Raw genomic sequence first — 12,140 nt, forward strand, 5'->3', positions numbered from 1 at the left:
GACGCAACGCTTGAGTCGGTGGGGGTCACAGGGGGACGCATGCGATTCGACCGCTCCGCCGGCGTGTTCTGTCACGTCACCTCGCTGCCGGGACGACACGGGATCGGCGACCTCGGCGACGGCGCCGAAGCGTTCCTCTCCTTCCTCGGCGACGCCGACGTCGACCTCTGGCAGATCTGCCCGGTCGGCCCGACGACGAGCGCCGCCGGGGAGTCGCCGTACCAGTCGCCGTCGGCGTTCGCCGGCAACCCCCTCCTGATCGACCTCGACGGGCTCGTCGCCGACGGCTGGCTCGACGAGTCCGACCTCGAACCGGTCCCCGACTTCCCGGACGACCGCGTCGACTACCCGGCGGTCAGGGAGTACAAGCTCCCGCTGTTGCGGACCGCCTTCGAGCGGTTCGACGAGACCGTAGAGGACGGCGGGGACGCCGGGGCGGAGGCGGCGGCCGAGCTCGACGCCTTCCGCGAGCGCGAGCCGTGGCTCGCCGACTACGCCCTGTTCCGGGCGCTCTCGGAGGCCCGGCCGGAGGGGACGTGGGTCGAGTGGCCCGACCCGCTCCGGACGCGCGACCCCGAGGCGCTCGCGGAGGCGCGCGACGAACGCGCGACCGAGGTCCGCTTCCGGGAGTTCGTCCAGTGGACGTTCGACCGGCAGTGGCGCGAGCTCCGGGCGGTCGCGGCCGACGAGGGGGTCTCGATCGTCGGCGACGTGCCGATCTACGTCGCGCTCGACTCGGCCGACGTGTGGGCGAACCCCGGAGCGTTCCGGCTGGACGAGGCGAACCGCCCCACCGCGGTGGCGGGCGTCCCGCCGAATCCGGGCGACGACGGCCAGCGCTGGGGGAACCCCGTCTACGACTGGGAGCGGCTCGCCGAGCGCGGCTACGACTGGTGGCTCGCCCGGTTCCGGCGCCTGTTCGACCTCGCCGACGTGGCGCGGCTCGACCACTTCCTCGGCTTCGTGAAGTACTGGGCGATCCCGGCCGACCGCGACGACCCGGCCGCCGGCGAGTGGCGCGAGGGGCCGGGGCGCGACCTGTTCGAGGCGGTGGAGCGCGAGCTGGGGCGGGCCCCGTTCATCGCCGAGGACCTCGGCTTCGAGGAGCCGAGGATGAACGAGCTGATGGCCGAGTTCGGCTTCCCGGGCATGCGCGTCCCGCAGTACGCCGACTGGTGCGAGGAGGGGAACCCCTACCAGCCGATGCACTACCCGGAGGGCGTCGTCGGCTACACGTCGACCCACGACACGGACACGTGGGTCGGCTACTACGAGGACCTCCCCGAGCGCCAGCGCGACTGCTTCCGGTACAACGTCGGCGCCGACGGCGACCGCGCGGTCGAGTGGGAGATCGTCGACGAGGTGTGGGCCTCCGAGGCGGTGATCGCGATGACGACGATGCAGGACCTGCTCGGGCTCGGCAGCGAGGCGCGGTTCAACGAGCCGGGGACCGTCGACGGCAACTGGGAGTGGCGCGTGACCCGGGACGACCTCGACGACGAGATCGCCGACCGGCTGTGGGAGCTCGCCGGGCGGCACATTCGCTAACGGGGCCGAGCGTCGACGAAGGAGAGGGCGGGCGGTTATCGCCGGCCGACGATGAAGTACAGCACGAGCCCGAGCAGCGGTGCGAGGAACGCGACGACGGCCCACAGGAACGCGGGCTGGTCGCTGCGCTGCTTCGCGTCCGAGTAGATCCAGACGATGATACCCAGCTGTACGAGCAGTACCAGTAGACCGAACAGGAGGGCGATCCCGCCGGCCAGCGCCTCCTGAAGCAGTATCGGGGACATCGGTCGAACTCACTCGCGGGCGTAATAAGTGTCTTTGGTATCGCGGTATCCCCACCTTTGGTATCGCGGTGTCCCCACCCACTCGCTCCCGCGTCGCGGCGCCGGTGCGGCGGGGAGTCTATCACGAAATATCTATATAGTAGCGATCGACGGATCGACGCGACTCGATCGGCGACGGCGATAGACGAGAAACCGGCAGCTACTATCGCCGTGACGCCGTGTGCGATGCGCTCTGCCGTCGGTTTTCGTTCTCGATATCGAAGCGAGGATTTAAATACGTTCGGTCCTTACCCGTTAGTGAGGAAACCAACCGAGAAGCGTCTCTCGGTCCCCTCGTTCCCTCCATTTGAACCAACCAATGAGCGAAAACGTTCGAACGTACACGGCGGAGCACGTCGGCGACGAGGAGGAGACCGAGTCGTCGGACGAGGAACTGCGATGTCCCGAGTGCGGCGGCCAGCTCGCGACCGACACCGAGCACGGCGAGACTGTGTGTGTCGACTGCGGGCTCGTCGTCGAGGAGGACGAGATCGACCGCGGGCCGGAGTGGCGCGCGTTCGACTCCAAGGAGAAGGACAACAAGTCGCGCGTCGGCGCCCCGACGACGAACATGATGCACGACAAGGGGCTCTCGACCAACATCGGCTGGCAGGACAAGGACGCCTACGGGAAGTCCCTGTCGAGCCGCCAGCGCGAGAAGATGCAGCGGCTGCGCACCTGGAACGAGCGGTTCCGCACCCGCGACTCCAAGGAGCGGAACCTGAAACAGGCGCTCGGCGAGATCGACCGGATGGCCTCGGCGCTCGGCCTCCCGGACAACGTCCGCGAGACCGCCTCGGTCATCTACCGCCGCGCGCTCGACGAGGACCTCCTGCCCGGCCGCTCGATCGAGGGCGTCTCGACGGCCTCGCTGTACGCGGCCGCCCGACAGGCGGGCACGCCGCGGAGCCTCGACGAGATCGCGGCCGTCTCCCGCGTCGAGAAGGACGAGATCGCCCGGACGTACCGCTACGTCGTCCGCGAGCTCAAGCTGGAGATCCAGCCCGCGGACCCCGAGAGCTACGTCCCCCGGTTCGCCTCGGACCTCGGCCTCTCCGACGAGGCCGAGCGCCGCGCCCGGTCGCTGCTCGACACCGCGAAGTCGCAGGGAATCCACTCCGGCAAGTCGCCGGTCGGCCTCGCCGCCGCGGCGGTGTACGCCGCCTCCCTGCTGGTCAACGAGAAGGTGACCCAGAGCGAGGTCAGCGACGTGGCGAACATCAGCGAGGTCACTATCCGGAACCGCTACCACGAGCTGTTGGAGGCCGAGGACGGCGTCGCGCTGAGCTGATCGGCGGCACCGCGCCGACCGCCGCGCGCCGACCGACGGACCGACGTCGTCGACGCTCCGCCGGTTCCTCGACCGACCGCGTTTCGGCTCCGGACTTTCCTGACGCACGCCGACTTTCCGAACGCACAAGCACCCGCGGGCCGAGCGACGCGTATGGAGACCACCCGTCACTTCACCGCGACGACGTACGTCGTCAACGACGGCGCGACCGCGCTCCACGCGCACGACCGGCTCGGGATCCGCCTCCCGCCCGGCGGCCACGTCGACCGCGACGAGCTCCCGCACGAGGCGGCGCTCCGCGAGGTCCGCGAGGAGACCGGCCTGGAGGCGGAGCTGGTCGCGACGCGGTCGTCGATCGAGGGGCCCAACACCCGCGGCCTCCCGGAGCCGGCCCACCTGATGCTCCACGACATCAACGTCCACGAGGACGGGTCGGTGGGTCACCAGCACGTCGATCACCTCTACTACGCCCGCGTCGGCTCCCGCGAGATCGCGCCGGGCGCCGACGACGAGGTCGACCCGGAGGCGTGGCGCTGGTACACCCCGGCCGAGCTGGCCGCGAGCGACCTGCAGCCGGACGTGATCGAGCTCGGCCGCGAGGCGATCGCGGCCGTCGAGGACGCGTAGTCGGTCGACGGCGCGACGGGCCCCTCGCCCGAAAGCGCCGGCCGGCGCGTCGACCGGTGACGGCGATCCCCGCCCGATCGGCGTCAGACGGCCGTCTCACGGTCCGGAAGGTATTTGGGTCGTTGCAGGCGACATAAAGCAAGATGGACGCAGAGCGACGATCGGAGATCGCCGAGTGGGACGCCCGCGAGTTCTCTGGCGGGTTCGCCGAGCTCGGTCGCCTCGTCGACGGCGGGTTCTCCGGCGCGGTGACCGACGGGGCGGCGTGGCTGTTCGTGTTCGAGGGCCGCGTCGTCGGGGCGGTCGACGGCGACCTCGACGACTTCGCGGAGGCCTCGGGGACGCTGTACGAGGCCCCGGAACCGGTCCTCCCGGTCCTGTTCGCGATGCAGGAGCGGGGCGGCGAGCCGCGGGCGCAGTACTACACGAACGACACCCCGCTCTCGGAGGCGGACCGGAAGCTCTCGCAGGGCGGGTTCACCGGCTACGTCGAGCTCTCCGAGAACGTGCTCTCGGGCGACTACTACGTCACGTACACGGCCGGCGAGTCGATGGCCGCCGCGTACGTCGGCAACTCCCGACGGCTCGAGACCGGCGAGAAGGCGTTCTCACTGGCCGACGACGAGGTCGGTATCTACACCGTCTACGAGGTCGACCTGAGCGTCCGGGAGATCCCGTCCGGCGGTCCGGAGGCCGACGACGACGGGGAGGCCGACGACGACGGGGAGGCCGACGACGACGGGGAGGCCGACGACGACGCGGACGCCGGCCCGCCGGCGAGCGCCGGATCGGTGAGCGCCGGATCGACAGGAGACGTGGCTGGCGACGAAGACCCCGACGGCGAGGCGATCGACGCGGACCCGGCCGCCGACCGCGGCGACGGCGGCCCGACGGGCGACGAGTCGAACGGCGGGGGAACGACCCGGGACCCGGAGGCCGTCGGACGCGGGACGGCCGAGGGCGACCGGGACCCCGACGCTCGGAGCGCCGACGAGCCGGCCGACGACGACCGCCCGTCGCCCGTCGAGATCGACGCGGCGGGCGACCGCGACGAGGGGCGCGGACCCCGGAGTTCGGACGAGGGACCGACCGAGGGCGGCGTCGGCGCGGACGCGTCGACGGCGAGCGCCGCCGACGGCGCCGCGAACGTCGCCGACGCGCGGTCGGTCGACGCTCCCGACGGACGGGACCGCGACGCGCGGACCGCCGACGCCGCCGGTCGGGACCGCGACGGCGACGGGGGAGACGGGGCCCGCCCCGACGACGACGTGTTCTCCGAGGAGGAGCAGTGGCGCGAGCAGAAGTCCATCCCCGCGCTGGACCCGTCGGAAGCGAGCGACCCGCCGGAGAACCGCGACGGCGACGCGATGACGTCCGGAGGCTCGCGGCGGTCCGGCAGCTCGGACGGGACGGCGAACCGCGGCGGCGGGCCGGCCGCGAACACCGCGAACGAGTCGTCTCCCGAGCCGCGTTCGACCGGCGAGGGCGGCGCGAACCGGTCGGCCGTGTCGCAGCGCTCGCGCGATTCCGGCGGGTCGCGCGGCGAGGGGTCGCCGCGGGAGCGGCTCCGACAGCTGGAGGGCGCGCTGGAGGAGTCCGAGCGGGAGCGCGAAGAGCTGGCCGCCGAGCTGGAGGAGTCCGAGCGGGAGCGCGAAGAGCTGGCCGCCGAGCGCGACGAGCTGGCGTCCGAGGTCGACCGCCTGGAGTCCGAGCTCTCGACGCTCCGCGAGGAGCGCGACCGGCTGCGCGACGAGCTCGCCGCGGCCCGCGACCGGCTCCCCGAGAGCGACCGCTCGATCTCGCCCGCAGAGGCGCGGAGCGGGACGAACCTCTTCGTCAGGTACGACTCCAAGGGCGGCGCGACGCTGGAGGACGCCCACGACGGGGCGGTGGACCGCGACGCCCTCCGCGAGAACCTCCGGATCGAACACCACACGAGCTTCGAGACCGAGGGGCTCGCGGTCGACGGGCGACCGTACGAGGAGTTCCTCCGCGACACGATCGAGTACGGGTTCACCCGCTGGCTCGTCGAGGACCTCCCGTTCGAGGTGAGCGGGACGGGGAACCAGGGCGTCCTCCGCGACCTCTACGACGCGATCCCCGAGGTCGACCGCGCGGAGATCGGGGGGTCGGTGTCGATCGCGATCCGCGAGAACGGCGGGGAGACGCGCGAGCAGCGCACGTTCGACCTCGTCCTGCGCGACCGGATGGGGAACCCCCTGTTCGTCGCCGACCTCAACGACAGCCGGGACCCGACCGCGGAGGGGACCCTGGAGTCGCTCGTGGGCAACGGCCGCGACATCGCCGAGTCGAACGACTCGTTCGCGGCGGCGTTCGCCGTGACGGAGAGCTTCTTCGAGCCGGGCGCGTTAGAGACCGCGAGCGACGCCGTCGGCGGCGGGCTGTTCAGTCGGTCGAAGCGCGCGAGCTTCGTGAAGCTCTCGCGCAAGCGGGGGTACCACCTCTGTCTGGTCGAGGCGCGCGACGGCGGCTTCCACATGACCGTTCCCGACCTGTAGCCCGGGGCGTTCGCGCCGGGGCACGGGCGACCGAGACGGCACGAGTGACGGAGACGAGAGACGGGGAGCGAGCGGCGCCGGGGCTACCGTCCGTAACGCGCGACGCGACTGGGGGCGGTGACTCGAGATCAAAACGCGGACTCGCGGCCGGCGGTGCGGACGAACGTGGGCGTTCAGTTCTCGAGTTCTGCGGCGTCGTCGATCCGCATGGAGCCGAGCTTGTCGACCGTCTCGTCGAGCTTCTCGTCGAGTTCGTCGACGAACTCGTGGGTCCGCTCGGTGGTGATCGCGCCCTGGCTGGACGGTTCGATGAGGTTCTCCTCTTCGAGCACGCGCAGCGAGTAGCGGACCTTGTGGTGGGGGTAGCCGGTCTCGTTCGACATCTTCACGATGCCGATCGGCTCGTTCTCGATGACCATCCGCAGGACTTGGAGGTGGCGTTCCAGCATGTCTACCTCCTTCTCTAGTCGATCTATCATGGCACATGTTAACTCGTCATGCCCCCGTTTAAAAGTTGCTGTCGGCGGGCGGGACCGGGTGGGACGATCACACGCTTCGACGTGCCAGTAGTTAACGCGTTCGATCGGTTCGGCCGGTGAGGCCCCCGGTATGGTCCGACCGAAAGCGAACCGAAGCGCCGCCGCGGGCGAGCGCGTGCGGAGGGTCGACGGTGCGGACGAACGGATTTCGACCGCACGAACGGGCATATTTCGGACTGACGCGATGCGGTGTGATACACGTCCGTGGGGTGATCGCGTCCGCGGACCGTAATCGGTTTTACCCCCCGGCCGGAACCTCCGGGCCGTATGACACTCACCATCGTCGGCTCCCAGCTGGGCGACGAAGGCAAGGGCGCGCTCGTCGACCGGTGGGGAGGGGACGCGGACGTCGTAGTCCGATATCAGGGCGGCGACAACGCCGGCCACACCGTCGTCGAGGGGGGCGCGGAGTACAAGCTCTCGCTGGTACCGAGCGGCGCCGTCCGGGGGACGGTCGGCGTCCTCGGCAACGGCTGCGTCGTCAACCCGCGCACGCTGTTCACCGAGATCGACGACCTCCGCGAGCGCGGGCTCGACCCCGACGTGCGGGTCGCCCGCCGCGCGCACGTCATCATGCCGTACCACCGCGTGCTGGACGGGATCGAGGAGGAGATCAAGGCGGACGACGACGCCGGCGACGAGGTCGGCACGACCGGCCGCGGCATCGGCCCGACGTACGAGGACAAGGCCGGGCGACGGGGGATCCGGGTCGCCGACCTGCTCGACCCCGACGTGCTCCGCGAGAAGCTGGCGTACGCCGTCCCGCAGAAGCGCGCGCTCGTCGAGGACGTGTACGGGCTTGACCTCGCCGACGACGACCGCGCCGCGGCGTTCGACGTCGACGCGCTCCACGAGGAGTTCGCCGGGATCGGCGAGCGGCTCGCCGACGAGGAGATGACCGTCAACTGCTCCGACTACCTCCACCGACGCCACGAGGCGGGCGACGAGATCCTCTTCGAGGGCGCGCAGGGCACCCACATCGACGTCGACCACGGGAACTACCCGTTCGTCACCTCCTCGAACCCGACCGCCGGCGGCGCCGCGGTCGGGTCCGGCCTCGGCGTCACGAACGTCGGCGCGGGCGAGGTCGTCGGCATCGTGAAGGCGTACCTCTCGCGGGTCGGCGAGGGGCCGATGCCGACCGAGCTCGACGGCGACGCCGACGAGGAGTCGCTCGCCGACGACATCCGCCAGAAGGGCGGCGAGTTCGGCACGGTGACGGGTCGCCCGCGCCGGATCGGCTGGCTCGACCTCCCGATGCTGCGCCACGCCGCGCGGGTCTCCGGCTTCACGGGGCTCGCGGTCAACCACGTCGACGTGCTCGCCGGGCTCGACGAGCTGAAGGTGTGCACCGCCTACGAGCTGGACGGCGAGGAGCGGGATACCGTCCCGACCACGCCGGACCGGTGGGAGCGCTGCGAGCCGGTGTACGAGACGCTCGACACCTGGGCGGAGTTCGACTCCGCCGCGGTCGCCAAGGCCGGCTACGACGCCCTCCCGGAGGCGGCCCGCGAGTACCTGGAGTTCCTCGCCGACGAGACCGACACGCCCGTCTACGCGGTCGGCGTCGGCCCCGACCGCGAGGAGACGGTCGAGCTGACGAACCCGTTCGACGAGTAGCGCGGCGGAGCGGTTCTCCCTCCGGCTCGGCCGTCGCTACGCCTGCGGGTCGATCCCGTCCAGCGCGCGCACGTCCTCGCCCGTCAGCGACAGCTCCGCGGCCGCGACGTTCGTTTCGAGGTGCTCGACGCTCGACGTGCCCGGAATGGGAAGCGTCGCGTCGGAGTGCTCCAGCAGCCAGGCGAGCGCGACCTGCCGCGGCGTCGCGCCGCGGCGCTCGGCGACCTCATCGAGCACCTCCGCGACGCCCTCGTCGTCGACGGCGTACGTCGGCCCCCACGGGATGAAGCCGATGTCGTCGCGCTCGCAGGCGCGGAGCACGTCCTCGTCGTCGCGGTTGCCGACGTCGTACCGGTTCTGGACGGTGGCGACGTCGACGATCTCCATGGCTGTCTCCAGCTGCTCGACGGTGACGTTCGAGAGACCGACGTGGGCGACCTGGCCGGCGTCTCTCATCTCCGCGAACGCGTGGACCGACGCCTCGAAGTCGGTGTCGGGGTCCGGGCGGTGGAACTGATAGAGGTCGATCGTGTCGGTGTCGAGCCGGTCGAGGCTACACAGCACCTGATTCTTCAGGAAGTCCGGGTCGCCGTGGGGGAGCCAGTCGCCCTCGCGGTTGCGGAGCAGTCCGGCCTTCGAGGCGACGACGACCTCGTCGGGGTCGCCGAGCGCCTCGCCGATCAGCCGCTCCGAGACGCCCGGCCCGTAGGAGTCGGCGGTGTCGACGAAGTCGACGCCGAGGTCGACCGCTCGCCTGATGACCCGTTTGGCCGCCTCCTCGTCGGCCGGGCGTCCAATGATGTCCTCGCCCGTTACCCGCATCGCGCCGAAGCCGAGCCGGTTGACGGTTAGGTCGCCGCCGATGTCGAACGTGTCGCTCCGCCCAGTGGTGTCTGAAGCCATGGGCGACCGATCTCGCGCCACCCGGAAACTCGTGGGGATGGCGGAAGGAGACGATCGCGGGGAGGATGATCGAAGGGAATCCTCTCAGGGAGGAAGATGTCGATCGTATATGTTCCGACGGTGGCCAACGGCCTCGACACGGATGATCCCGGCACTTCGATCCCACGCGACGACGGCCCGATAGTCGCCGGCTCGCAGCTTGTAGTACGGATACCCGGAGAGCGGTTCCAACCGGTGTTCGGTCCATTCGGTCGCCTCGTCGATCTTGTTCATCATCCGATCGGCGGACTGTGGATCGAGAGATTCGAGATGGGAGAGCGCCTGTTCCGTGTACTCGACCTCAGTCATCTAGTCCCAGTCGCTCTCGGGCCTCGTCGGCCGACACCGTCTCGTCGCGCTCCGCCTGCTCGCGGCTCTCTGCCAGGTCAGATAACGTTTCCTCGGAGAGCGTCACCGACGGGTCCACCCAGTCACGTAACGCGTCGCGAATCGCCTCAGACTTACTCGCGTATCCCCGTCGCTCCCACTCCTCGTCGATCCGGTCCAGCAGGGACTTCGGAACGCGAACGTTGATCTTCTCCATCCGGTCGTCGCCGGTGTTCGCGTCGGTGCTCATACTGTGTGGTACAATGGTATCACTCATAAGGATTCGGGAGATTCAGGGCGTAACCCCGTTGCGTCGCGATCCAACCGCTCGCCGTTCGCCCGTCTTGCGCGCGTCGCTACTCATAAACCGCCCCCGTGCGATCGTTCGGTATGGACGCCGAGCGCGAGGTACTCGACGTGTTGGCGCGGAACGCCCGCGAGGACATCGACGACATCGCGGCCCAGACGGGCCTCGACGCGGCAGCGGTAGCGGACGCGATCGACGGGCTGGAGGCGGACAACGTGGTCCACGGCTACCAGGCGGTCGTCGACTGGGACCGCGTCGATGAGGGGAAGATCCGGGCGGTCGTCGAGATCAACGTCGAGCTCGACCGCGAGACCGGCTACGAGGAGGTCGCCGACCGGATCGCGAAGTTCCCGGCCGTCGACGCCCTCCACCTCGTCTCCGGCGACTACGACTTCGCCGTCGAGGTGCTCGGCGAGACGATGCAGGACGTCTCGCGGTTCATCTCCGAGCAGGTCGCGCCCATGCCGGAGGTCACCCAGACGGTGACCCACTACATCATGGAGACGTACAAGGACGGCGGGGTCCGGTTCGAGGACGGCGACGACGACGACCGCCTCTCCGTCTCGCCATGAGGCTCTCCGACCGCGCGCGCGACCTCCCCGAGTCGGGGATCCGGAAGTTCTTCGAGCTCGCGGAGGCGCGCGACGACGTGATCTCGCTCGGCGTCGGCGAGCCCGACTACTCCGCGCCGTGGGCGGCCCGCACGGCCGCGATCGACTCGCTCGAACGCGGCAAGACCTCCTACACGGCGAACCGCGGGATGGCGGCGCTCCGCGAGCGGGTCGCGGCCCACCACGAGCGCTACGACCAGTCGTACGACCCGGCCGAGGAGGTGCTCGTCACCACGGGCGCGAGCGAGGCCGTCGACCTCGCGTTCCGCGCGCTGGTCGACCCCGGCGACACGGTCGCCGTCCACGAGCCGACGTACATCTCCTACGGGCCGGGGATCGAGCTGGCCGGCGGCGAGCGGCTCACGGTCCCCACGCGGGCCGCGGACGACTTCGCGCTCACCCGGGAGGCGCTGGAGGCGTCCGGCGCGGCCGACGCCGACCTCCTCGTCCTCTGTTACCCGAACAACCCGACGGGCGCGACGATGAGCGGCGAGCAACTCGCCGAGGTCGCCGCCTTCTGCCGCGACAACGAGATCCGGGTGGTCGCCGACGAGATATACGCCGCGCTCACCTACGGCGCCGACCACGCCTCGATCGCGACGCAGCCGGGGATGCGCGAGCGCACCGTCGTCGTCAACGGCTTCTCGAAGGCGTACGCGATGACCGGCCTTCGGCTCGGCTACGCGCTCGGCCCGACCGAGGCGATCGACGCGATGAACCGGATCCACCAGTACACGATGCTGTCGGCGCCGACGACGCCGCAGTACGCCGCGTGCGAGGCGCTCGACCGCTGCGACGACGAGGTGGCGGAGATGGTCGACGAGTACAACCGCCGCCGGCGGCTGGTCGTCTCGCGGTTCAACGAGATGGGGCTCGACACGTTCGAGCCGGGCGGCGCGTTCTACGCGTTCCCCGACTGCGGCGGCGACGACGAGGCGTTCGCCGAGGCGCTGCTGGAGGCGCAGGGCGTCGCGGTCGTCCCCGGGTCGGTCTTCGGCGCGGGCGGCGAGGGCCACCTCCGGGTGTCGTACGCGACCTCCATGCGCGAGCTGAAGGAGGCGACCGACCGCATCGCGACGTTCGTCGAGAACCGCTGAGGCGGCCGCCACGGTTACGTGGCCGGTCGCCGATAGACCGTCCGACGCGAAACGATGATCGACAGGATCTGGCACGGGTGGACGACGCCGGCGAACGCGGACGAGTACGAGCGACGCCTCCGGGAGGAGATCCTCCCGTCGTTCGCCGACGAGGGGATCGACGGCTACCGCGGCGCCCGGGTGCTCCGCCGCTCCGACGGCGAGGAGGTCGAGTTCGTCACGATCATCCGGTTCGACTCCGTGGCGTCGGTGAAGGAGTTCGCGGGCGAGGAGTACCGGAACGCGCACGTTCCCCCCGCGGCTCGCGAGGTCCTCAAGCGGTTCGACGACCGCGCGAAACACTACGAGGTGCGCGAGGAACGGGAGTTCTGAACCGCCGGTCCGCGGTCGTTGGCGCGTCGAGCGTCGCCCTCGCGAGTCCGGCCCCG

At 70.6% G+C, this 12,140-nt stretch carries 13 protein-coding genes; 8 read left to right on the forward strand and 5 right to left on the reverse strand.

The window, feature by feature from the left end; genetic code table 11:
- The first annotated feature begins 39 nt into the window (after positions 1-39).
- Positions 40-1,548 (forward strand): 4-alpha-glucanotransferase, encoded by a 1,509-nt coding sequence (gene malQ, locus NO900_RS14675; RefSeq protein ID WP_256409590.1) that lies wholly within the window; start codon positions 40-42, stop codon positions 1,546-1,548.
- A 35-nt stretch (positions 1,549-1,583) separates the two neighbouring features.
- Here the strand turns inward: malQ and NO900_RS14680 are convergent, their stop codons facing one another.
- Positions 1,584-1,793 (reverse strand): PLDc N-terminal domain-containing protein, encoded by a 210-nt coding sequence (locus tag NO900_RS14680; protein WP_092565868.1) that lies wholly within the window; start codon positions 1,791-1,793, stop codon positions 1,584-1,586.
- Between the two features lie 358 nt (positions 1,794-2,151).
- On the opposite strand from NO900_RS14680, the gene NO900_RS14685 reads away from it, so the two are divergent.
- The 3 genes from NO900_RS14685 to NO900_RS14695 all read left to right on the forward strand — a co-directional run bounded on the left by NO900_RS14685 (position 2,152) and on the right by NO900_RS14695 (position 6,269).
- Positions 2,152-3,123 (forward strand): transcription initiation factor IIB, encoded by a 972-nt coding sequence (locus tag NO900_RS14685; RefSeq protein ID WP_256409589.1) that lies wholly within the window; start codon positions 2,152-2,154, stop codon positions 3,121-3,123.
- A 153-nt stretch (positions 3,124-3,276) separates the two neighbouring features.
- Positions 3,277-3,750, forward strand: a complete 474-nt coding sequence (locus NO900_RS14690) for an NUDIX hydrolase (RefSeq protein ID WP_256409588.1) — start codon at positions 3,277-3,279, stop codon at positions 3,748-3,750.
- 143 nt (positions 3,751-3,893) lie between these two features.
- Positions 3,894-6,269, forward strand: a complete 2,376-nt coding sequence (locus NO900_RS14695) for a DUF7527 domain-containing protein (RefSeq protein WP_256409587.1) — start codon at positions 3,894-3,896, stop codon at positions 6,267-6,269.
- 173 nt (positions 6,270-6,442) lie between these two features.
- On the opposite strand, the gene NO900_RS14700 is transcribed toward NO900_RS14695, so the two are convergent.
- A complete protein-coding gene (locus NO900_RS14700; RefSeq protein ID WP_004045854.1) occupies positions 6,443-6,748 on the reverse strand; it encodes a hypothetical protein in 306 nt (101 codons plus the stop codon).
- 327 nt (positions 6,749-7,075) lie between these two features.
- Here NO900_RS14700 and NO900_RS14705 point away from each other — a divergent pair, with 327 nt between their 5' ends.
- Positions 7,076-8,428, forward strand: coding sequence for an adenylosuccinate synthase (locus NO900_RS14705; RefSeq protein WP_256409586.1), 1,353 nt, complete (start codon positions 7,076-7,078; stop codon positions 8,426-8,428).
- A 36-nt stretch (positions 8,429-8,464) separates the two neighbouring features.
- Here NO900_RS14705 and NO900_RS14710 read toward each other — a convergent pair whose 3' ends face one another.
- From NO900_RS14710 to NO900_RS14720, 3 genes are all read right to left on the reverse strand, one after another.
- Complete coding sequence (locus NO900_RS14710) at positions 8,465-9,331, reverse strand: aldo/keto reductase (protein ID WP_256409585.1); 867 nt, start codon at positions 9,329-9,331, stop codon at positions 8,465-8,467.
- Positions 9,332-9,415: 84 nt separating this feature from the next.
- Complete coding sequence (locus tag NO900_RS14715; RefSeq protein ID WP_256409584.1) at positions 9,416-9,679, reverse strand: type II toxin-antitoxin system RelE family toxin; 264 nt, start codon at positions 9,677-9,679, stop codon at positions 9,416-9,418.
- Positions 9,672-9,947: a ribbon-helix-helix domain-containing protein gene (locus NO900_RS14720; protein WP_256409583.1), complete on the reverse strand. Its 276-nt coding sequence runs from the start codon at positions 9,945-9,947 to the stop codon at positions 9,672-9,674. The genes NO900_RS14715 and NO900_RS14720 overlap by 8 nt, the downstream gene beginning before the upstream one ends.
- Before the next feature lie 140 nt (positions 9,948-10,087).
- Here NO900_RS14720 and NO900_RS14725 point away from each other — a divergent pair, with 140 nt between their 5' ends.
- From NO900_RS14725 to NO900_RS14735, 3 genes are read left to right on the forward strand one after another with little or no spacing between them, the layout of a single operon-like run.
- Complete coding sequence (locus NO900_RS14725) at positions 10,088-10,576, forward strand: Lrp/AsnC family transcriptional regulator (RefSeq protein ID WP_256409582.1); 489 nt, start codon at positions 10,088-10,090, stop codon at positions 10,574-10,576.
- On the forward strand, positions 10,573-11,712 hold the full coding sequence (locus NO900_RS14730) for a pyridoxal phosphate-dependent aminotransferase (RefSeq protein ID WP_256409581.1): 1,140 nt from the start codon (positions 10,573-10,575) through the stop codon (positions 11,710-11,712). Before NO900_RS14725 ends, NO900_RS14730 begins: the two co-directional genes overlap by 4 nt.
- Positions 11,713-11,766: 54 nt before the next feature.
- A complete protein-coding gene (locus NO900_RS14735; RefSeq protein ID WP_256409580.1) occupies positions 11,767-12,084 on the forward strand; it encodes an antibiotic biosynthesis monooxygenase family protein in 318 nt (105 codons plus the stop codon).
- Positions 12,085-12,140 lie beyond the last annotated feature (56 nt).

It is taken from the genome of Halorubrum rutilum (assembly GCF_024494565.1).

Bases quoted from the DNA above. Each gene is read 5' to 3' on its own strand.
- malQ (WP_256409590.1), top strand. From the start codon at position 40: ATGCGATTCGACCGCTCCGCCGGCGTGTTCTGTCACGTCACCTCGCTG.
- NO900_RS14680 (WP_092565868.1), bottom strand. From the start codon at position 1,793: ATGTCCCCGATACTGCTTCAGGAGGCGCTGGCCGGCGGGATCGCCCTC.
- NO900_RS14685 (WP_256409589.1), top strand. From the start codon at position 2,152: ATGAGCGAAAACGTTCGAACGTACACGGCGGAGCACGTCGGCGACGAG.
- NO900_RS14690 (WP_256409588.1), top strand. From the start codon at position 3,277: ATGGAGACCACCCGTCACTTCACCGCGACGACGTACGTCGTCAACGAC.
- NO900_RS14695 (WP_256409587.1), top strand. From the start codon at position 3,894: ATGGACGCAGAGCGACGATCGGAGATCGCCGAGTGGGACGCCCGCGAG.
- NO900_RS14700 (WP_004045854.1), bottom strand. From the start codon at position 6,748: ATGATAGATCGACTAGAGAAGGAGGTAGACATGCTGGAACGCCACCTC.
- NO900_RS14705 (WP_256409586.1), top strand. From the start codon at position 7,076: ATGACACTCACCATCGTCGGCTCCCAGCTGGGCGACGAAGGCAAGGGC.
- NO900_RS14710 (WP_256409585.1), bottom strand. From the start codon at position 9,331: ATGGCTTCAGACACCACTGGGCGGAGCGACACGTTCGACATCGGCGGC.
- NO900_RS14715 (WP_256409584.1), bottom strand. From the start codon at position 9,679: ATGACTGAGGTCGAGTACACGGAACAGGCGCTCTCCCATCTCGAATCT.
- NO900_RS14720 (WP_256409583.1), bottom strand. From the start codon at position 9,947: ATGAGCACCGACGCGAACACCGGCGACGACCGGATGGAGAAGATCAAC.
- NO900_RS14725 (WP_256409582.1), top strand. From the start codon at position 10,088: ATGGACGCCGAGCGCGAGGTACTCGACGTGTTGGCGCGGAACGCCCGC.
- NO900_RS14730 (WP_256409581.1), top strand. From the start codon at position 10,573: ATGAGGCTCTCCGACCGCGCGCGCGACCTCCCCGAGTCGGGGATCCGG.
- NO900_RS14735 (WP_256409580.1), top strand. From the start codon at position 11,767: ATGATCGACAGGATCTGGCACGGGTGGACGACGCCGGCGAACGCGGAC.